The sequence below is a fragment of the Streptomyces sp. NPDC017993 genome, from assembly GCF_044328065.1.
Lineage (GTDB): Bacteria > Actinomycetota > Actinomycetes > Streptomycetales > Streptomycetaceae > Streptomyces.
This window is the reverse complement of sequence record NZ_JBIRGO010000011.1, coordinates 264,507-283,193: the sequence shown is the minus strand read 5'-3', so window position 1 is coordinate 283,193 and position 18,687 is coordinate 264,507. Positions and strand designations below refer to the sequence as shown.

General features: G+C 71.3%; 19 protein-coding genes. 14 read left to right on the top strand and 5 right to left on the bottom strand.

Translation table 11 applies throughout. The features are described from left to right. Positions 1–48: 48 nt before the first annotated feature. The 12 genes from ACH4FH_RS22255 to ACH4FH_RS22200 all read left to right on the top strand — a co-directional run bounded on the left by ACH4FH_RS22255 (position 49) and on the right by ACH4FH_RS22200 (position 12,376). Positions 49–1,308 carry an MFS transporter gene (locus ACH4FH_RS22255; RefSeq protein WP_398557606.1) on the top strand — a complete coding sequence of 420 codons (1,260 nt, stop codon included), beginning with the start codon at positions 49–51 and terminating at the stop codon, positions 1,306–1,308. A 9-nt stretch (positions 1,309–1,317) separates the two neighbouring features. Then, positions 1,318–2,679: a Pup--protein ligase gene (pafA, locus tag ACH4FH_RS22250; RefSeq protein ID WP_398557605.1), complete on the top strand. Its 1,362-nt coding sequence runs from the start codon at positions 1,318–1,320 to the stop codon at positions 2,677–2,679. Positions 2,680–2,813: 134 nt separating this feature from the next. Next, on the top strand, positions 2,814–3,803 hold the full coding sequence (locus ACH4FH_RS22245) for an FKBP-type peptidyl-prolyl cis-trans isomerase (RefSeq protein ID WP_398557604.1): 990 nt from the start codon (positions 2,814–2,816) through the stop codon (positions 3,801–3,803). Between the two features lie 92 nt (positions 3,804–3,895). Further along, positions 3,896–4,270, top strand: a complete 375-nt coding sequence (locus ACH4FH_RS22240; protein ID WP_393894342.1) for an FKBP-type peptidyl-prolyl cis-trans isomerase — start codon at positions 3,896–3,898, stop codon at positions 4,268–4,270. Positions 4,271–4,387: 117 nt separating this feature from the next. Next, positions 4,388–5,353 (top strand): helix-turn-helix transcriptional regulator, encoded by a 966-nt coding sequence (locus tag ACH4FH_RS22235; protein ID WP_398557603.1) that lies wholly within the window; start codon positions 4,388–4,390, stop codon positions 5,351–5,353. A gap of 17 nt (positions 5,354–5,370) precedes the next feature. Then, positions 5,371–6,321 (top strand): helix-turn-helix transcriptional regulator, encoded by a 951-nt coding sequence (locus ACH4FH_RS22230; RefSeq protein WP_398557602.1) that lies wholly within the window; start codon positions 5,371–5,373, stop codon positions 6,319–6,321. 39 nt (positions 6,322–6,360) lie between these two features. Further along, a complete protein-coding gene (locus tag ACH4FH_RS22225) occupies positions 6,361–6,618 on the top strand; it encodes a hypothetical protein (protein ID WP_398557601.1) in 258 nt (85 codons plus the stop codon). 85 nt (positions 6,619–6,703) lie between these two features. Continuing rightward, complete coding sequence (locus ACH4FH_RS22220) at positions 6,704–6,907, top strand: hypothetical protein (RefSeq protein ID WP_398557600.1); 204 nt, start codon at positions 6,704–6,706, stop codon at positions 6,905–6,907. Positions 6,908–7,111: 204 nt separating this feature from the next. Next, positions 7,112–7,399 carry a Sec-independent protein translocase subunit TatA gene (gene tatA / locus ACH4FH_RS22215; RefSeq protein WP_398557599.1) on the top strand — a complete coding sequence of 96 codons (288 nt, stop codon included), beginning with the start codon at positions 7,112–7,114 and terminating at the stop codon, positions 7,397–7,399. Between the two features lie 64 nt (positions 7,400–7,463). Beyond that, positions 7,464–8,420 (top strand): twin-arginine translocase subunit TatC, encoded by a 957-nt coding sequence (gene tatC, locus ACH4FH_RS22210; RefSeq protein WP_398557598.1) that lies wholly within the window; start codon positions 7,464–7,466, stop codon positions 8,418–8,420. Positions 8,421–8,543: 123 nt separating this feature from the next. Next, positions 8,544–9,440 (top strand): diacylglycerol kinase, encoded by an 897-nt coding sequence (locus tag ACH4FH_RS22205; RefSeq protein ID WP_398557597.1) that lies wholly within the window; start codon positions 8,544–8,546, stop codon positions 9,438–9,440. 119 nt (positions 9,441–9,559) lie between these two features. Beyond that, positions 9,560–12,376, top strand: coding sequence for a DEAD/DEAH box helicase (locus ACH4FH_RS22200; RefSeq protein ID WP_398557596.1), 2,817 nt, complete (start codon positions 9,560–9,562; stop codon positions 12,374–12,376). 66 nt (positions 12,377–12,442) lie between these two features. Here the strand turns inward: ACH4FH_RS22200 and ACH4FH_RS22195 are convergent, their stop codons facing one another. Continuing rightward, on the bottom strand, positions 12,443–13,603 hold the full coding sequence (locus tag ACH4FH_RS22195; RefSeq protein ID WP_398557595.1) for an LLM class flavin-dependent oxidoreductase: 1,161 nt from the start codon (positions 13,601–13,603) through the stop codon (positions 12,443–12,445). Between the two features lie 428 nt (positions 13,604–14,031). Here ACH4FH_RS22195 and ACH4FH_RS22190 point away from each other — a divergent pair, with 428 nt between their 5' ends. Continuing rightward, positions 14,032–14,355, top strand: coding sequence for an L-rhamnose mutarotase (locus tag ACH4FH_RS22190; RefSeq protein WP_398557633.1), 324 nt, complete (start codon positions 14,032–14,034; stop codon positions 14,353–14,355). A gap of 24 nt (positions 14,356–14,379) precedes the next feature. On the opposite strand, the gene ACH4FH_RS22185 is transcribed toward ACH4FH_RS22190, so the two are convergent. The 3 genes from ACH4FH_RS22185 to ACH4FH_RS22175 all read right to left on the bottom strand — a co-directional run bounded on the left by ACH4FH_RS22185 (position 14,380) and on the right by ACH4FH_RS22175 (position 16,920). Then, positions 14,380–15,312: an ADP-ribosylglycohydrolase family protein gene (locus tag ACH4FH_RS22185; protein ID WP_398557594.1), complete on the bottom strand. Its 933-nt coding sequence runs from the start codon at positions 15,310–15,312 to the stop codon at positions 14,380–14,382. Between the two features lie 235 nt (positions 15,313–15,547). Next, positions 15,548–16,009, bottom strand: a complete 462-nt coding sequence (locus ACH4FH_RS22180) for an ABA4-like family protein (protein ID WP_398557593.1) — start codon at positions 16,007–16,009, stop codon at positions 15,548–15,550. Then, a complete protein-coding gene (locus ACH4FH_RS22175; RefSeq protein WP_398557632.1) occupies positions 16,006–16,920 on the bottom strand; it encodes a hypothetical protein in 915 nt (304 codons plus the stop codon). The genes ACH4FH_RS22180 and ACH4FH_RS22175 overlap by 4 nt, the downstream gene beginning before the upstream one ends. A 191-nt stretch (positions 16,921–17,111) precedes the next feature. Between ACH4FH_RS22175 and ACH4FH_RS22170 the strand changes: the two genes are divergently transcribed. Next, the gene (locus ACH4FH_RS22170) at positions 17,112–17,774 is read left to right on the top strand and encodes a MerR family transcriptional regulator (protein ID WP_398557592.1); all 663 of its coding nucleotides are present in this window, start codon (positions 17,112–17,114) and stop codon (positions 17,772–17,774) included. A gap of 39 nt (positions 17,775–17,813) precedes the next feature. Here ACH4FH_RS22170 and ACH4FH_RS22165 read toward each other — a convergent pair whose 3' ends face one another. Further along, the gene (locus ACH4FH_RS22165) at positions 17,814–18,671 is read right to left on the bottom strand and encodes a siderophore-interacting protein (protein ID WP_398557591.1); all 858 of its coding nucleotides are present in this window, start codon (positions 18,669–18,671) and stop codon (positions 17,814–17,816) included. Positions 18,672–18,687 lie beyond the last annotated feature (16 nt).

The window sequence follows — 18,687 nt, the reverse complement described above, 5'->3', positions numbered from 1 at the left end:
GGTTATACGTAACACTTCCGGGCCGCGCCCGGAGGGAAAGGGGCGGGGATGGCCGCGGGATATGCGGAGCTGCTCAGGACCCGGCACGCGGCCCGGCTCCTGACGGGGACCCTGGTCGGCAGGCTGCCGAATGCCACCGCGCCGCTGGCCGTGGTCCTCTTCGTCCGCGCGGAGGGTGGCAGCTATGCGCTCGCCGGCGTGCTCTCCGCGGTCTACGGCGTCTGCACCGCGATCGGTCAGCCGCTCCTCGGCCGGGCCGTGGACCTTCGCGGCCAGCCACGGGTGATGCTGCCCGCCGCGGTGCTCTCCGCCCTCGGGATGGCGCTGCTCGCGGCCGTCGGCCTGAACGTGCTGTGGCTCGCCTACGTCGCCATGGTCATCGCAGGTCTCTTCACCCCGCCCCTGGAGGGCGGTCTGCGGGCGCTGTGGCCGGGAGTCCTCAAGCGTCAGGACCGGGTGCACGCCGCCTACGCACTGGACGCGGTCGCGCAGGAAGTCATGTTCGCCGTGGGGCCGTTGCTGGTGACGCTGTGCGTGGCGGCCTGGTCGGAGCGGGCCGCGCTGCTGGTGATCAATCTGATCGGGGTGCTCGGCGCGCTCTCCGTCGTGGTCTCCGAGCCCTCCAGGCAGTGGCGCAGCGAGCCGCGAGAGGCGCACTGGCTGGGCGCCCTGCGCTCGGGCGGGATGCTGGTGCTGATCGGGGCCTTCTTCTTCGTCGGGCTGGCGCTGGGGTCCATCGCGGTCGCGGCGGTGGCGTACGCCGACGAGCACGGCGGAGGCATGATCTCCAGCTCCCTGCTCTCCGCTCTCGGGTTCGGCGCGCTGGTCGGTGGCATTGCCTACGGCGCGCGCGAGTGGCCGGGACGGCCGGAGAGCCGGCTGCGGCTGCTCATCGTCCTGCTGGCGCTGGGTTATCTGCCACTGATGCTGGTGCCCGGCGTCGTCGGGATGACGGTGCTGACCGGTGTCGCCGGCGTCTTCCTGGCTCCCGCGCTGGCCTGTGCGTTCGTCGTCGTCGACCGGCACGCTCCCAAGGGGACGGTGACCGAGGCCTTTTCGTGGCTGGTGACGACGTTCGGTGTCGGTTCGGCGGTCGGGGCCTCGGTGGTGGGCCCGGCGGTGGAAAGCGGCGGTTCCGCGGCGGGGTTCGCGGTGGCCGGCGCCGGTGGCGTCGCCGCGCTGGTGGTGCTTTTGTCGACGAAGCGATTCCTCGGGGATCCCGTGCGGCGTAAGAGCGAAGCGGTCCCGGCGGAAAATGATCGAAACGGGGCTGTCGAACCCGGTTTCAGAGCAGGCCGTCAGGCGTAATGTTCAGTCATGGACCGCCGCATTTTCGGGCTGGAGAACGAGTACGGCGTCACGTGCACGTTCAGGGGACAGCGCCGACTGTCACCTGACGAAGTGGCGCGATACCTCTTCCGCCGTGTTGTGTCATGGGGCCGCAGCAGCAATGTCTTCCTGCGGAACGGCGCCCGCCTGTACCTCGACGTGGGATCGCATCCGGAATACGCAACTCCCGAGTGCGACAACGTGACCGAGCTGGTCACCCACGACAAGGCAGGCGAGCGCATTCTCGAGGGCCTGCTCGTCGACGCCGAACGCCGCCTGCACGAGGAGGGAATCGCGGGCGACGTCTATCTCTTCAAGAACAACACCGATTCGGCGGGAAACTCCTACGGCTGCCACGAGAACTATCTCGTCGCCCGCCACGGGGAGTTCTCCCGGCTCGCGGACATCCTCATCCCTTTCCTCGTCACCCGCCAGCTGTTGTGCGGCGCGGGCAAGGTGCTCCAGACTCCGCGGGGCGCCGTCTACTGCGTCAGTCAGCGCGCGGAGCACATCTGGGAGGGCGTCTCCTCCGCGACGACCCGCTCCCGTCCGATCATCAACACCCGCGACGAGCCGCATGCCGACGCCGAGCGCTATCGCCGTCTGCATGTCATCGTCGGTGACTCCAACATGTCCGAGACGACCATGCTGCTCAAGGTCGGTGCCACCGACCTCGTGCTGCGCATGATCGAGGCGGGCACGGTCATGCGCGACCTGACGCTGGAGAACCCGATCAGGGCGATCCGTGAGGTCAGCCACGACATCACCGGACAGCGCAAGGTGCGCCTGGCCAGCGGCCGGGAGGCCTCCGCCCTGGAGGTCCAGCAGGAGTACTACGAGAAGGCCGTCGACTTCTGCGAGCGCCGCGGAATCCGTACGGGCACCGTCGAGCGGGTTCTGGAGCTGTGGGGCCGCACTCTGGAGGCGATCCGGGACGAGGATCTCGACCGGATCTCCACCGAGATCGACTGGGTGATGAAACATCAGCTCATCGAGCGGTACCGCGCAAAGAACAACATCACCATGTCGCATCCGCGGGTGGCGCAGATAGACCTCGCCTATCACGACATCCATCGCCGCCGGGGGCTCTACTACCTCCTGGAACGCAAGGGGCAAGCCGCCAGGATCTGCAACGACTTGAAGATCTTCGAAGGCAAGTCGGTGCCGCCACAGACCACCCGCGCGAGACTGCGGGGCGACTTCATTCGCCGTGCTCAGGAGCAACGCCGTGATTTCACGGTCGACTGGGTGCATCTCAAGCTCAATGACCAGGCGCAGCGCACGGTCCTGTGCAAGGACCCGTTCCGGTCGGTGGACGACAGAGTGGAGAAGCTCATCGCCGGGATGTGACCGCCGTGTACACAGCTATGTGCCGGGAGTGATTGCTCCCGGCACATAGCTGTGTTGCGCCGGGAATCGCCTCGGGGGACAGGTCGTAGAGTGGCGGGCATTGCCCCATCACCCCACGAGCCCGAGTTGGACTGATGAACCTCACGAAGAACACCCGTCGCGCTGCTGCCTCAGCGCTGACCGTGCCCATCCTGCTGTTCACCGCCGCGTGCGGGTCCGACGACGACAAGGGCGCGTCCGACGACGCCGTCGTCAAGGTGGAGGGTGCGGCGGGCGCCAAGCCCAAGATCACCGTACCCAAGGACGCCAAGCCCGCCGACAAGGCCGTCACCAAGACGCTCGTCGAGGGCAAGGGCGCGGTCGTCAAGAAGGGTGATCTTGTCCGGCTGGACTTCTCCGCGCAGTCGATGAAGGGCCAGAACCTCGGCAGCAGCTGGACGCCGCAGCCCGGCTCCAAGCCCGGTGCGCCGCGGACCCAGGTCGTCAGCGAGGTCACCGACCAGATGACGCAGCAGATGCTCCCGCCGAAGGTGATGTCCGCGGTGGCCGGGCAGAAGGTCGGCAGCCGCTTCGAGGTCGAGGGCACCGCGAAGGCGCTGATCGGCGAGGGCCTGAACCCGCAGTCGGGCATCAAGCCCGGGGACGGCCTGGTCTGGGTCGTCGACGTGGTCGGCGCGAAGAAGGTGGACAAGAAGGCGAAGGCCGAGGGCGAGCAGGCGGCGCCGGAGGACGGGCTGCCCGAGGTGAAGGCGGAGGGTGAGAAGGCCGCGACCATCACCGTCCCCAAGGGCGAGAAGGCGCCGAGCGGCCTGAAGGAGCAGGTCCTCATCAAGGGCAAGGGCCCCAAGGTGAAGACCGGCGACGGGCTGATCGCGCAGTACACCGGGGTGAAGTGGGAGGACGGCAAGAAGTTCGACTCCTCCTGGGACCACGGTGGCGCGACCGCTTTCCAGATCGGCACCGGCCAGGTCGTCCAGGGCTGGGACAAGGCGCTGGTCGGCAAGAACGTCGGTGACCGGGTGGAGATCGTGATCCCGCCGAAGCTGGGCTACGGCGCGAGCCCGCAGCACGAGCTGGCGAAGAACACCCTGGTCTTCTCGGTCGACATCGTCGGCACGGTCTGATCGCCCGTCTCCCGACCGGCAACACGGCACGGCCGCCAAGATCTGCAAGACTGGCGCCGTAATCGTAAAGATTCGTAAGTAGGAGCACATTCGTGAGCATCGACAAGCCCGAGATCGACTTTCCTGAGGGCCCGGCTCCCACCGAGCTCGAGATCGTGGACCTGAAGGAGGGTGACGGGCCGGTCGCCAAGGCCGGGGACACCGTCTCCGTCCACTACGTCGGCGTCGCGTTCAGCACCGGCGAGGAGTTCGACGCGAGCTGGAACCGCGGCACCCCGCTGCAGTTCCAGCTGGGCGCCGGCCAGGTCATCGCCGGCTGGGACCAGGGCGTGCAGGGCATGAAGGTCGGCGGCCGTCGCCGGCTGACCATCCCCTCGCACCTCGCCTACGGCGAGCGTGGCGCCGGCGGTGGCCGGATCGCCCCGGGCGAGACGCTGATCTTCGTCTGCGACCTGGTCTCCGTCTGAGACCACGGCTGACGACAGCACCGAGGGCCCATGCCGACCGGCATGGGCCCTCGGCTTTGCCGTGGGCACCCCGAGCGGTACGGTCAACGGTCGGGAGTTCAACGAGAAAGGGCGTCGATGGCGATTGCCAAGGCCGAGCGGCTGATGAACCTGGCGCTGTGTCTGCTGGGGACCCGTCGCCCGCTGACCAAGCGCGAACTCAGGTCGTCCATCGAGGCCTACATCGAGGCGGGCAGCGACGACTCCTTCAACCGCATGTTCGAGCGGGACAAGGACGATCTGCGCGAGCTGGGCCTGGTGATCGAGACCGTCGACGGCATCGACGCGGACGTCGGCTACCTCGCCCGCCGGGACAGCAACCGCCTGCCCCCGATCACGCTCGACGCCGAGGAGGCCGCCGCCCTGGGGCTGGCCGCCAAGATCTGGCAGCAGGCGCGTCTCGCCGGTGCCGCCAGCGGCGCACTGCAGAAGCTGCGGGCGGCCGGGATGCCGCTCGCCGCGGACGACGACTTCGACGCCGGCCAGCCGCACAGCGCCCTCGAACCGCGCATCCCGGCCCACGAAGCCGCCTTCGAGCCGCTGATGCTGGCCTGCCGCGACCGCCGGCCGGTCGTCTTCGACTACCGCAAGTCCAACGCCGCCCGCCCCGAGCAGCGGCAGGTCGAGCCGTGGATCCTGGAGTGCTGGCGCGGCCACTGGTACGTCGCCGGCTGGGACCGTGAACGCAAGGCCGAGCGGGTCTTCCGGCTCTCCCGGATCACCGGCAAGGTCCGCTCCCGGCAAGGGGCGTTCACCGCTCCGGTGCCCGATCACGTCACCGTCCGCGAGACGGTCGAGAGCTGGGCCGGGGAGACCGCCACCGGCACGGCCAGGATCAAGCTCCGCGCCGAGCACGGCTATCCACTGCGCGCCCGCGCGCTCTCCGTCCGGGGCCTGGGCGACGGCTGGGACGAGCTGGAGATCCCCAGCGGCCACGGACTCGACGCCTGGCTCGTGGAGTTCGGGCCCGATGTGGTCGTACTGGAACCCGCGGAACTGCGGGCCGATGTCGTGGACCGGCTGCGCGCCGTGGCCAAGGGCTGAGAGGGACACAAGAACCCATGGCGACGAACGCGATCGACCAGACCCGCCGGATGCTGTCGTTGGTGACCTACCTGCGCGAGCGCCCGGGTGCGCGCGTCGGAGACGTCGCCCGCGCCTTCGGCATCACCGAGGACGAACTCATCGCCGACCTCGACGTGCTGCCGATGTGCGGCACGAGCTTCCGCGGCGGCGACCTCCTGGACATCGACACCGACGGCGACCGCATCTGGTGGCACAACCCCGACGACGTCGCCGAACCGCTGCGGCTGGCCGCCGACGAGGCGACCGCGCTGCTGGTCGCGGCCCGCGCCGTGGCGACCCTCCCCGGGCTGCGGGAGGGCGACCGGCAGGCACTGCTGCGCGCCACCGCGAAGCTGGAGGCGGCGGCCGGCGAGGCGGCCGGTGCCAGCGCCCGGCTCTCGGTGACCTTCGAGTCCGAGGGCGGCGTCTTCGCCGATGTGGACCGCGCCATCGCCGAACGGCGCCGGCTGTGGCTGCGCTACTACTCCCCGGCGCGTGACGAGCTGACCGAGCGCGAGGTGGACCCGATCCGGCTGTTCGCCGTCGGCCACACCTACGTCGAGGCGTGGTGCCGCCTCTCGGAGGCCCGGCGGACCTTCCGGCTCGACCGCGTTGCCGAGATCAAGCTGCTGGACGCGCCCTCCGACCCGCCGCCCGTCGAGCTGCGGGACCTGTCGGAGGGCCTGGTGCAGCCCGCGGCCGAGGACCCCGAGGTGTCCATCGAGGTCGGGCCCGGCGGCCGCTGGGTCGCCGAGTACTACCCGCACGACAGCGCCGAGGAGCTTCCCGACGGCGGCCTGCGCATCACCCTGCGCACCCCCGATCCCGCGTCGCTGCGCCGGCTCGCGCTGCGGCTGGGCGGGGACGGCCGGATCGTCTCCCCCCAGGCGCTCGCGGACACTGCGCGGCAGGCCGCCGGTCAGGCCCTCGCGGCGTACGGCGAGTGAGCACGGCGTACGAAGCCCCGTGACGGAGGAGGCAGAGGGATGACGACGACGATGGCGACCCCCATGGCGACCACGACCGCTCCGGTGCTCTTCAAGGCGGCCTGCCCGGACTGCCGCGGCCATTTCGAACTGGCCTCGGAGGCGTTCCGGCTGGCCATCGGCGGCAGCCGCCGCACCACCTTCTACTCATTCACCTGTCCCGACTGTGGCCGTGCGGTGCGCAGGCCGGCCGGCGAGCGGATCATCGAGCTGCTCACCGGCGGCGGGGTCCGCACGCTGCGGCTGCACTCCGGCTGACGGCTCCGCCGCCACGGGCCGGCAGACGTTCCCCGGCCCGTGGGAGACCGCCCGACTCCCGCCGCCCGCCCGTTAGGCTCGCCCCATGCTCTGGCCCATGATCGCTATCGCTCTCGGCTTCCTCGGCATCGCCGTGCTCGGCGTGCTGGCCGTGCGCGTCTTCGTCGAAGTGCGCCGGCTGGCCCGTCAGGTCGGTACGGCGTCCGAGCGGATCCAGCGGGCCGCCGAGGACCTCGAGCGTGCCGCGACGCCGCTGGCGTCCCACGCGCACGACGTCGGCAGGCGGTAGCGGCCGACCCCTGATGCGCCGGTGATCCGAGAGGTACGCTGCAACGGCCCGGACCGCACGGCAGGGGGAGGCAATCCGGAGTATGCAAGGGGATTGCCCAGCGTTAACGACCGAACGTTACGATCGAGGTAGCACCAGGACGCCAGTCCGACCCCATCGGCAGGCACCACAGCAGACGCCGCCCCGGCGAGAAGGTAGTCGCACATGTTCAGCAACCTGAGGGCCCCCGAGATCATTCTGATTCTCGTCATCATTGTGCTGCTGTTCGGCGCGAAGAAGCTCCCGGACATGGCGCGCTCCCTCGGCAAGTCCGCTCGCATCCTCAAGAGCGAGGCCAAGGCGATGAAGAAGGAAGGCGAGGCGGAGGGCGGCGCCGCGTCCGAAGCTCCTGCCGACGCCGCGCAGCAGGCTCCTCGTACGATTCAGGCAGCTCCCGGAGATGTGAACAGCTCGCGCCCGGTGGCCGAGCCGAACCGCACCAACAAGAGCTGAACCCGACCCGATCCCGTCGCTCCGACCCGGTCGGGGCGGCTGATGTACGAGACGAGGAAGTGGGTTGCCCAAGTCTGCCCGCAAGCAGGAGAAGGACCCCGAGGGGCGGATGCCGCTCGCGGCGCATCTGCGTGAGCTGCGCAACCGGCTGCTGAAATCGGTGCTCGCGATCGGTGTGGTCACCGTCATCGCGATGTGGCAGTACGAACCCCTCGCGCACTTCATCACGGGTCCCGTCATCGACGCGGTCGGCTGCCCGAAGGGCGGCGCCACCGCCGGTGGCCGCGCGCATCCGTGCGCCGAGATCACCGCCAACGGTCTGCTGGCACCGTTCACGATCCTGCTCAAGCTCTCCCTCACCACCGGTGTGGTCGCCGCCAGCCCGGTCTGGCTCTACCAGCTCTGGGCCTTCCTCGCCCCGGGCCTGCACAGGCACGAGAAGAAGTACGCGCTGAGCTTCGTCGGCGCGGGCGTGCCGCTCTTCCTCGCCGGCGCCTACCTCGCCTACGCGGTGCTGCCCACCACGGCCGGCGCGCTGGTCGGACTGACCCCCAGCGACTGGGCCAACCTCTTCCCGGCCGATGAGTTCCTCGACATCGTCACGCGCATGGTCGTCGTCTTCGGTGTCGCGTTCGAGCTGCCGCTGCTGCTGGTGCTGCTGAACTTCGGCGGTGTGCTCACCGGACAACGGATCATGGGCTGGTGGCGGTTCATGGTGCTGGGCATCACGGTCTTCGCCGCGCTCGCCACCCCGACCGGTGACCCGCTGACGATGGGCCTGCTGGCCACGCCGATCGTGGTGCTGTCATTCGGTGCCGCCGGCATCTGCCTGATCAACGACCGCCGCCGCAAGCGGTCCAACCCGGACGCGGAGCTGGACGACGACGAGGCCTCCGAGCTGGACCTCACCCCGGCCGGTGTCGGCGAGATCGAGCCGGTCGGCTCCAGCCGGATGCTTCCCGAGCAGGCGAGCGGCGGTGCCGACGAGCCGACCCGCCGCGGCTACGACGACGTGACCTGATCGCTCCCGCTCCGCCCGGCCTCCGGCCCGGAGCGGACACCTGCCGCAGCTGACGGCCCCCGCCTCCAGGAGGCGGGGGCCGTTCGCTCGCCCGGCGCCTTTGCGTCGGGTTATGGTCCGCGCGTGACCTGCGACATCACTCTCTTCGTCAACCCGCGGGCGGGGCGCGGCCGGGGCGCACGGGAGACCCAACCGGCTGCCAGGACCCTGCGGGAAGCGGGCTTCGCGGTGCGTACGGTGCTCGGCGAGGACGCGGCGGACGCGCTGCGCCGGGCCCGCGCCGCGGTGGCTGCCGGCACCGGCGCCCTGGTCGCCGTCGGCGGCGACGGGCTGGTCTCGCTCGCGCTGCAGGCGGTGGCCGGGACCGACACCCCGCTGGGCGTGGTGGCCGTGGGGACCGGCAACGACTTCGCCCGCGCCACCGGGATGCCGGTGCGCGCTCCGGCGGCGGCGGCCGCCCGGATCGCCCACGCGCTCAAGGAGGACGGCGGCCGGCCCGTCGACCTCGGGCAGGTCGGGGAGACGTACTTCGGGACGGTGCTGGCCTCCGGCTTCGACTCGCGGGTCACCGACCGCGCCAACCGGATGCGGGGGCCGCGCGGGCGGCTCACCTACGACCTGGCGCTGCTCGCGGAGCTGGCGGCGCTGCGCCCGATCCCGTACCGGATACGGCTGGACGACGGGCCGGTGCACGAGGTCGAGGCGACGCTGGTCGCGGTGGGCAACGGCGGTTCGTACGGCGGCGGCATGCGGATCTGCCCGGACGCGCGGCTGGACGACGGGCTCTTCGACGTCACCGTGGTCGGCGCCTGCGGACGGGGCGAGCTGCTGAGGGTCTTTCCGCGCGTCTACCGGGGAGCGCACCTGACCCATCCCAAGGTCTCGGTGCACCGGGCGGCGCGGGTGACGCTGGAGGCGGCGGGGGTGACCGGGTACGCGGACGGGGAGCCGCTGGGAGCGCTGCCGCTGACCGCGCGGTCCGTGCCGGGGGCCGTCCGGCTGCTGGGTGCCGGTCGGTAGGGGAGGGGCCGAAGAGGAGGGCCTCGGGGGCGCTGTGCGGCGGGCCGGCGGGGGTCGCGGGCATTGCCTCCGTAAAGATCGGGTCGTTGTCAGAGGTGGCCGGTAGGCTCGTAAGCACGATGACCGAGGACATGTCCCCTGCTGAGCGCTATGCCGCCGCCAAGCTCAGGGCGGCCGAGCAGGCCACCGCACTCGCCCCTTTCCGCGACATGTACGAATTCGACCTGGATCCGTTCCAGATCGAGGCGTGCAAGGCCCTGGAGGCCGGCAAGGGTGTGCTGGTCGCGGCCCCCACCGGATCCGGTAAGACGATCGTCGGCGAATTCGCCGTCCACCTGGCCCTGGAGCAGGGCCGAAAATGCTTCTACACCACGCCCATCAAGGCGCTGTCCAACCAGAAGTTCCAGGACCTGGTCCGCCGTTACGGCGCCGACAAGGTCGGCCTGTTGACCGGCGACAACAGTGTCAACTCCGATGCGCCGGTGGTCGTGATGACCACCGAGGTGCTGCGGAACATGCTCTATTCCGGCTCCCGGTCGCTGGTCGGCCTCGGCTATGTGGTCATGGACGAGGTGCACTACCTCTCCGACCGCTTCCGTGGTGCCGTCTGGGAAGAGGTGATCATCCATCTCCCGGAGTCGGTGACCCTGGTGTCGCTGTCGGCCACCGTCTCCAACGCCGAGGAGTTCGGTGACTGGCTGGACACGGTCCGTGGCGACACCGAGGTGATCGTCTCGGAACACCGGCCGGTGCCGCTGTGGCAGCACGTCCTCGCGGGCCGGCGGATGTACGACCTGTTCGAGGAGCGGAATCAGGGTGGTGGTGGCCGGCGCGAGGTCAACCCGGACCTGGAGCGGCTGGCGCGGATGGAGAACAGCCGGCCCACCTTCGGCCGCGACAAGCGCCGCGGGCGCAACGTGCGCGAGGCGGACCGCGAGCGGGAGCGTCGCCAGCGCAGCCGGATCTGGACACCGAGCCGGCCCGAGGTGATCGACCGCCTCGACAACGAAGGCCTGCTGCCCGCCATCACCTTCATCTTCAGCCGCGCCGCCTGCGAGGCGGCCGTCCAGCAGTGCCTGCACTCGGGTCTGCGGCTCAACGACCAGGAGGGCCGCGAGAAGGTCCGCCGCATCGTGGAGGCACGGACGGCCGGCATCCCGGACGACGACCTCCATGTGCTCGGCTACTTCGAGTGGCTGGAGGGTCTGGAGCGGGGCATCGCCGCCCACCACGCCGGCATGCTGCCGACCTTCAAGGAGGTCGTCGAGGAGCTGTTCGTGCAGGGCCTGGTCAAGGCCGTCTTCGCCACCGAGACCCTGGCCCTGGGCATCAACATGCCCGCGCGGTCCGTGGTGTTGGAGAAGCTCGTCAAGTGGAACGGCGAGCAGCACGCCGACATCACCCCCGGCGAGTACACCCAGCTCACCGGCCGGGCCGGGCGCCGGGGCATCGACGTCGAGGGCCACGCCGTGGTCCTGTGGCAGCGCGGCATGGACCCGGGCGCGCTGGCCGGCCTGGCCGGCACCCGTACCTATCCGCTGCGCTCCTCCTTCAAGCCGTCGTACAACATGGCGGTCAACCTCGTCTCGCAGTTCGGCAGGCACCGTTCGCGGGAGCTGCTGGAGATGTCCTTCGCGCAGTTCCAGGCCGACAAGTCGGTGGTCGGGATCTCGCGGCAGGTGCAGAAGAACGAGGAGGGCCTGGGTGGTTACCGCTCCTCGATGACCTGTCACCTCGGTGACTTCGAGGAATACTCCCGGCTGCGCCGCGAGTTGAAGGACCGTGAGACGGAGCTGGCCAAGCAGGGCGCCGCACAGCGCCGGGTCGCGGCCGCGGCGGCGCTGGAGAAGCTCAAGCCGGGCGACATCATCCACGTCCCGACGGGAAAGTACGCCGGTCTCGCGCTGGTGCTCGACCCCGGGATGCCCTCGGGGCGGACGAACGGCCACCGCGGCTTCGAAACGCAGGACGGCCCGCGGCCGCTGGTGCTGACCGCGGAGCGGCAGGTCAAGCGACTGGCGTCGATGGATTTCCCGGTGCCCGTCTCGGCGTTGGACCGGATGCGGATCCCCAAGTCCTTCAACGCCCGCAGCCCGCAGTCGCGTCGCGACCTGGCGTCCGCGCTGCGCACCAAGGCCGGCCATGTGGTGCCCTCGCGGCACCGCAAGCCGCGGGCCGAGGCCGCCGACGACCGGGAGATCTCCCGGCTGCGCACGGAGATCCGCGCCCACCCCTGCCATGGCTGTGACGAGCGGGAGGACCACGCCCGCTGGGCCGAGCGCTATCACCGGCTGCTGCGGGACACCCGCCAGTTGGAGCGCAGGATCGAGGGGCGCACGAACACCATCGCGCGCACCTTCGACCGGATCTGCGCGCTGCTGACCGAGCTGGACTACCTCGAAGGCGACACCGTCACCGACGAGGGCCGTCGGCTGGCCCGGCTCTACGGTGAGCTGGACCTGCTGGCGAGCGAATGCCTGCGGGACGGCGTCTGGGAGGGGCTCGGCCCTGCGGAGCTGGCGGCCTGCGCCTCGGCGCTGGTCTACGAGTCGCGCCAGGCGGACGACGCGGTGGCACCCAAGCTGCCGGCCGGCCGGGCCCGTGACGCGCTGGCGGAGACGGTGCGCATCTGGGGGCGGCTGGACGCCCTGGAAGAGGATCACAAGATCAATCAGGCGGAGGGCGTCGGCCAGCGCGAGCCGGACCTCGGCTTCGCCTGGGCCGCGTACCGCTGGGCGTCCGGCTTCGGCCTCGACGACGTCCTCCGGGAGGCGGACATGCCGGCCGGCGACTTCGTCCGCTGGTGCAAGCAGCTGATCGACGTCCTCGGGCAGATCGCGGCGGCGGCCCCGCCCGGTGGCTCGGTGGCGCGCACCGCCCGCAAGGCGGTGGACGGCGTGCTGCGCGGCGTCGTGGCGTATTCGTCGGTGGGCTGAGCAGCCGCAGGACCCGGCGAGGGCGCCCGCTTCCCGTGTGCGGGAGGCGGGCGCCCTCGCCGTTTTCTACGAAGCGCGTCGGGCCGCGGCCCCGTCGGCGTTCTCGTCGGGGTTCCTGTCGGTGCCCCGGACGGCGTTCCGTGCCGCGTCCCGCTTGGCGACCTCCTCGCGGACGAGCGGGATGACATGGCGGCCGAAGTCGATCGCGTCGTCGAGCAGGTCGTAGCCGCGGGCGGAGAGGATGTCCACGCCCAGGTCGTAGTAGTCCAGCAGGGCCTGCGCGACCGTCTCCGGGGTGCCGACCAGAGCGGTGGAGTTGCCGGCCCCCCCGGTCTCGGCGGCGGTCGGTGTCCACAGCGCCCGGTCGTGGCGCTCGCCGTCCGCGGCCACCGCGAGCAGCCGCTGGGATCCGGCGTTCTGCGGTGCCGTCAGGGGATGCCGACGGCTGAGCGGCCCGCCGGCCTTGCGTGTCCTGATGCGCTCCAGGGTGCGATGGGCCTTCTCCCAGGCCAGTTCTTCGGTGGGCGCGATGATCGGCCGGAAGGCGACCTGGATCCTGGGGGCGTCGGTGCGGCCCGCGGCCCGCGCGGCCGCCTTGACCGAGGCGATCTGCTCGGCGGTCTGCGCCAGCGGCTCGCCCCACAGGCAGTAGATGTCCGCCTCGGCGCCGCCGGCCGCGTACGCCGCGGGCGAGGAGCCGCCGAACGACACCTGCGGATGCGGCTGTTGGACGGGGAAGGTGTCGGAGACGAAGTCGTGGAAGCGGTAGTGCGTGCCTTCGTGGTCGAAGGGCTCGTGGGTGGTCCAGATCTTCTTGACCACGCGGAGGTATTCGCGGGTGCGGTCGTAGCGCTCGTCCTTGGTGAGGGTGTCGCCCTCACGGCGCTGCTCGTGGTCGTTGCCGCCGGTGATGAAGTGCACGGCCAGCCTGCCGTCGCTGATGTGGTCCAGCGTCGCGAAGGTCTTCGCCGCGAACGTCGGGTACGAGACGTTGGGGCGGTGCGCCACCAGCAGTTGCAGGGTCTCGGTACGCGCGGCGATGTAGGCGGCGGCGGGGGACGGGTCCGGTGAGCCGGAGCCGTAGGCGAACAGCACCCGGTCCCAGCCGTGGTCCTCGTGGGCGCGGGCCAGCTTGAGCGTGTAGTCCTTGTCGAAGGACGCGCCGGAGCGGGGGGTGACTTCGGAACCGTCGTTGGTCGCGGCAATGCCGAGGAACTCGACAGGCATGGGTAGGGCCTCGTCTTCTCGTAGGTCAGGCATGCGTACGTGAGCGCCGTACGGGGCGGGTGGTGCGCTACGGAGAAGTCAGCGGCAACAGGAAGCCGACCACACGCGACCGAAGTCGATGTGGTCGCGGGTGACCAGCCGCTGCTGAGGAGGCATGAGGTCAGTGGAACAGGAGCTGGCGGCCACGTCAACCAAGTCCTGGTGCGAAGCGGCGGGTTCGGGTCGGACGGCGCGCCGGCCCCGAACGGGGTGTACGGGCAGGGGCCGCCGGTGCACGATTCCCGTATGAGGGAGACGGGCGGGAGAGCGCAGGGCGATCAGCCGGTGCGCGCGGCGAGAGGGAGGGTGCGGTGACGGAGCCGGCGGGTGGGGAAGGTGCCCCCAGGGCGGACGGCGGTCGGCCCGGGAGCGGCCGGGACGGCGCCCCGGTGCGGCGCTTCGGAAAGGTCATCCGGCTGCGGCCGGAGCACCGGGAGGAGTACCTGCGGCTGCATGCCGAGGCGTGGCCGGAGGTGCTGGCGACGATCACCGCCTGCAACCTCCGCAACTACTCGATCTTTCTCCAGGGCGAGGTGCTGTTCTCCTACGTCGAGTACGTCGGCGACGACTACGCCGCCGACATGGCCCGGATGGCCGCCGACCCGGTGACCCAGGAGTGGTGGCGACACACCGACCCCTGCCAGGAGCAGACCGATGGTGCCGTACCGGGGGAGTGGTGGACGCCGATGCGGGAGGTCTTCCACCACGACTGAACCGGGCCCCGGGCAGGCCCCGCTTCAGGCGGCCGTTCGCAGCAGCCGCCCGGCGAGCAGCGTGAGGTCGTCGGCCCTGAGGGGGGTGTCGCCGAAGCCGGGCAGCGGGACGTGCAGGGGGCGCGTCCAGCGGTCCGGGATCGCGGCCGCTCCATGGACCGCGCCGGCGAGCCCGCCGGTGACGGCCGCGACGGTGTCGGTGTCCCCGCCGAGGTCGATCGCGGCGCCCAGCGCGTCGGCGAAGGAGCCGGTGGTGCGCAGAGCCCAGAGCGCGGATCCCAGGCACGGCCAGACCGCACCGTTGAACTCGGTGGCCGCCGACGGGTGCCAGTCGGGTGCCAGGATGACGGCCCAGCGCTCACGGTGGTCGGGGTGGACGGCGGCGAGCGCGTCGGGCACCGCGGCGAGCGGATCACCGCCGTCGAGGGCGACGCGGAGCAGTTCGTGGAAGAGGGCACTGCCCTCCCACGCCGCTGGGTCGCCGTGGGTGAGCGAGGCCAGTCGGCGGGCGGCGTCCATGGTCGCGGCGGTGCCCTGCCGGGCGAAGTACACGGCGGGCGGGGCCGCGCGCATCAGGGCGCCGTTGCCCGCCGCGCGCGCGTTGGTCGCGAAGTGCGCGTCCGCGGCGCGGTCCCAGGGCAGTCCGCTGCCGAGGACGGCCTCGGTCTGCAGTCCGATGTCCTTCGGACCGGCCGCGGCCCAGCGTTGGAAGCGGCGGAAGATATCGTGGAGGTCCAGGTCGCCGCGCTCCAGCAGCGATTGGGCGGTGAGCACGGCCATCTGTGTGTCGTCCGTGGCCTCGCCGAGGTCCCAGCCGCCGCCCGCGTGCATCTCCCCCCGCCCGTCCGGGAATCGTGCTGTGTAGCAACCGGCCGGCCCGAATTCGAAGGGCGCCCCGAGCGCGTCGCCCACGGCAGTGCCGACGACGGCACCGATTGCCCGCTCGCCACGGTCCATTGGTTCCCCCATGTATGGCCTCGTGTGTGTTGGGCCGCAGGCTATCGGCCGCCGTCAGCCGGTGTGGGGGCGGACGGAGTGCCGCCGGGCCGACGGCGGTGGGGCGGGCGAACCTCGTTATGGGGGCGCCGGGGTGGCGCCTCGTCAGCTCGTGGCCAGGGCCCGGCTCGTACTGCCGGTGGCGACGGCCGACCGCAGATACGGGCCCGCCGCCGCCATCCCACCCGAACTCCCCTCATCCGAGGACGGGTTCACCGTGCGCCGCGCGCCGCCGTGCCCGTATCCGCAGGCCCCCGCGAAGGCCGAGGAAGAGCAGTACGCCGATGGGGGAGAGGACCACGGTCAGGAGCAGCAGTGGCCCCATCACCAGGGGGTGGATGCCGAGGGTGCGCGCCTCGCGGTACATCCACTGGCCCAGGAACAGGTCCCAGGCGATGACCTGGGCCCAGATGGCACCTGCGCCGCCGCCCAGGGCCAGCAGTTCCTGGAATCCGGCCAGGTCGGGGCGGCTGACGGCGGCCCACAGGTGCGGGAACACCGGGAGTGCCAGCGCGAGATAGACGGCGATGACCGGCACCATCGGCAGCGGGGAGGCGGCGATCCGGTCGGTCCACCGCCGGCCCGGGGCGAGGATCAGCAGCGCCCAGAACGGCGCCGCCAGGTAGAAGGCCAGGTCGAAGAGGGCGCTGTCGCTCATGTCAGTTCCTTGTCGAGGGGCAGGGGCAGGGCGTTGTCGCCGGTGGTCGCAGGGCGTCGCCGCACGGCCGTGTACGTCCCGGCCGCCGTGGCCAGGGCGAGGACCCCGAGGGCGCCGAGAGTCGCCGCGTCCGGCTGGAGCAGTGGCTCACCGCGCAGCGCCTGCCAGGTCACCAGCGCGACCAGGGCGGCGACGCACCCGGCCGCGACCTGCACCAGCCGCAGTCGTACCGACTCGTCCCGCAGCCGGGTGAAGCGTCCGGCAAGCGCCTCGAGGGCGTAGAGGAACAGCGGGATGGCCTGTAGGGCGTGCATGCCGAGGAAGTGCGGGATGCGCAGATCACCGCCGGTGGCGCTCCAGCCGGTGAGCGGCATGGCCGGACCGCCGTCCGGGACGCCCACGCTGTGGGCGCCGACGACGGTGCCGAGATCGCCCGCGGCCTGCTGCTCCGCAGTGGGCCCCACCATCAGGCCGCCGAGCAGCAGACCCGCCAGCGCGATCAGCAGGCCGAGCCGGATCGCCCAATCGGTGGCCCGGTCGCCGAGTCGCGCGCGCCACAGGATGACCGCGATGACGAAGGTGGCCACCCACAGGACCGCGATGGTGATGCCCATGATGCTGAACAGGAGCTGGTCCAGCGGGGTTTCGACGTTGAAGTGGCTGCGGCGGCCGCGCAGGGCCTGTGCCGCGATGATGACCATTTCCGTCAGCCCGGAGACGACGACGGCGTGCGCGGCCCACCGTGCGGTCCGGCTCGCGGTGGTCTGCCGGGACAGCATCCAGGCGAGGGTGAGGCCGTAGACGGCGAAGGACACGGCGAACTTGAACGGCTTCCACCAGATCGGCGCGCCGACCAGGACCCGGTCGTCGACGATCAGGCCGACCGCACAGGCGACGGCGAGCGCCGCCATCCCCCAGGAGAAGGCCAGCAGCGAACGGTATCTGGACATGCGAATCCCCCTACAGAATAGATAGTGGCGCTTACCGCTATCTGATAGCAGGACTATCTATGATGGGGAGTCGATTGGCAAGGCCGGGAAGCGCGAGGGACACCCGGGTGTGCGAGGGGCCGGGACGCGGGTCCGGACGGAAGAGGCAGCAGATGCGTATCGGGGAACTGAGTCGGGAGACGGGCGTGGCGGTCCCGACGATCAAGTACTACGTCCGTGAGGGGCTGCTGCCCCCGGGCCGGCTGACCAGCCCCAACCAGGCGCGCTACGACGACACGCACTCCCGCAGGCTGCGGCTGATCCGCGGGCTGATGGACGTCGGCGGGCTGTCGGTCTCGGCCGTGCGCGAGGTGCTGGCCGCCGTGGACTCACCGGAGGAGCCGGTGCACAAGGTGCTGGGCGCGGCGCAGCACGCGATCACGCCGCCCTCCGCGGGCGAGCCGGATGGGCTGGCGGAGGCCAGGCACACGGTCACCGAGCTGGTCCGGCGGCGCGGTTGGCGGGTGGGGCCCGACCATCCGTCCATCGAGACGATCGCCGTCGCGCTGGCGACCTTCCGGGGCATCGGCCACGGCGCGTTCGAGGAGGTGCTGGACGATTACGCCGACGCGTGCGAGCAGGTCGCCGCCGCGGACCTCGACTTCGCGGGGCGCCACGTGGAGGTGGACGGCATCGTCGAAGGTGTGGTGGTGGGGACCGTTCTGGGGGACGCCGTGCTCAGCGGGATGCGCCGGCTCGCACACGTGGACAGCTCGGCCCGCAGATACGACGAGGGCGCCCCCGGCGGGTCCGGGGAAGCGGACACGCCTGAGTGACGGGCGCCCTCGTGCGGGTGTGACGGATGGTGGTGCGGGTCAGGAGGCGACCGCCCGGACGGACTCCTGCTCGGCTTCCACCTGCTGGTTCCAGTCCTGCTTGGAGGCCTGCCAGCCGTCCTCGTCGTGGCCGGCGCGCCAGTAGCCGGAGATCGACAGGTCCTCGCGCGGGATGCCCCGTTCGACCCGCAGCAGTCGGCGCAGCTCCTTCACGAACCCCGCCTCGCCGTGTACGAACGCCTGGACCCGGCCGTCCGGGAAGGTCAATTCCCGGACGGCCGCGACCAGTTCGCGGCCCACCGGGGCGCCCTCGCGGTGCAGCCAGGTGATCTCGGCGCCGGCCGGAACGGTGAGTTCCTGGCGCTCCTCCGGGCCGGCCACCTCGATGAAGGCGTGCACCCGCGCGCCCTCGGGCACCCGGGCCAGGGAGGCCGCGATGGCCGGGAGCGCGCTCTCGTCGCCCGCCAGCAGATGCCAGTCGGCGTCGGCCTCGGGGTGGTAGGCGCCGCCGGGGCCGAGGAAGTGGATCTCCTCGCCCGGCTTCGCCGCCGCCGCCCACGGCCCGGCCAGCCCCTCGTCGCCGTGCACCACGAAGTCGACGGTCAGTTCGCGGGCCGTGGCGTCCCAGGAGCGCACCGTGTACGTACGGGTCCTGGGCCACTGGTCGCGCGGGAAGTCGGCGCGGATCCGGGTCATGTCGAACGGCTCGGGGTAGCTGACGCCGGGCAGCGGGAAGACCAGCTTGACGTAGTGGTCGGAGTGCTCGCCCGCGGTGAACTCCGCGAGTCCTTCGCCGCCGAGCACCACCCGGACCATGTGCGGGGTGAGCTGCTCGGTGCGCAGTACCCGCCCGCGGTGCAGTGCGGGCTTCTTACGGGCCGGACGGTCTGCTGCCACGGCGTTCTCCCCAGGG

Coding starts and splice junctions, on each gene's coding strand:
- ACH4FH_RS22255 (WP_398557606.1), top strand. CDS start 49: ATGGCCGCGGGATATGCGGAGCTGCTCAGGACCCGGCACGCGGCCCGG.
- pafA (WP_398557605.1), top strand. CDS start 1,318: ATGGACCGCCGCATTTTCGGGCTGGAGAACGAGTACGGCGTCACGTGC.
- ACH4FH_RS22245 (WP_398557604.1), top strand. CDS start 2,814: ATGAACCTCACGAAGAACACCCGTCGCGCTGCTGCCTCAGCGCTGACC.
- ACH4FH_RS22235 (WP_398557603.1), top strand. CDS start 4,388: ATGGCGATTGCCAAGGCCGAGCGGCTGATGAACCTGGCGCTGTGTCTG.
- ACH4FH_RS22230 (WP_398557602.1), top strand. CDS start 5,371: ATGGCGACGAACGCGATCGACCAGACCCGCCGGATGCTGTCGTTGGTG.
- ACH4FH_RS22225 (WP_398557601.1), top strand. CDS start 6,361: ATGACGACGACGATGGCGACCCCCATGGCGACCACGACCGCTCCGGTG.
- ACH4FH_RS22220 (WP_398557600.1), top strand. CDS start 6,704: ATGCTCTGGCCCATGATCGCTATCGCTCTCGGCTTCCTCGGCATCGCC.
- tatA (WP_398557599.1), top strand. CDS start 7,112: ATGTTCAGCAACCTGAGGGCCCCCGAGATCATTCTGATTCTCGTCATC.
- ACH4FH_RS22200 (WP_398557596.1), top strand. CDS start 9,560: ATGACCGAGGACATGTCCCCTGCTGAGCGCTATGCCGCCGCCAAGCTC.
- ACH4FH_RS22195 (WP_398557595.1), bottom strand. CDS start 13,603: ATGCCTGTCGAGTTCCTCGGCATTGCCGCGACCAACGACGGTTCCGAA.
- ACH4FH_RS22185 (WP_398557594.1), bottom strand. CDS start 15,312: ATGGACCGTGGCGAGCGGGCAATCGGTGCCGTCGTCGGCACTGCCGTG.
- ACH4FH_RS22180 (WP_398557593.1), bottom strand. CDS start 16,009: ATGAGCGACAGCGCCCTCTTCGACCTGGCCTTCTACCTGGCGGCGCCG.
- ACH4FH_RS22175 (WP_398557632.1), bottom strand. CDS start 16,920: ATGGCGGCGCTCGCCGTCGCCTGTGCGGTCGGCCTGATCGTCGACGAC.
- ACH4FH_RS22170 (WP_398557592.1), top strand. CDS start 17,112: ATGCGTATCGGGGAACTGAGTCGGGAGACGGGCGTGGCGGTCCCGACG.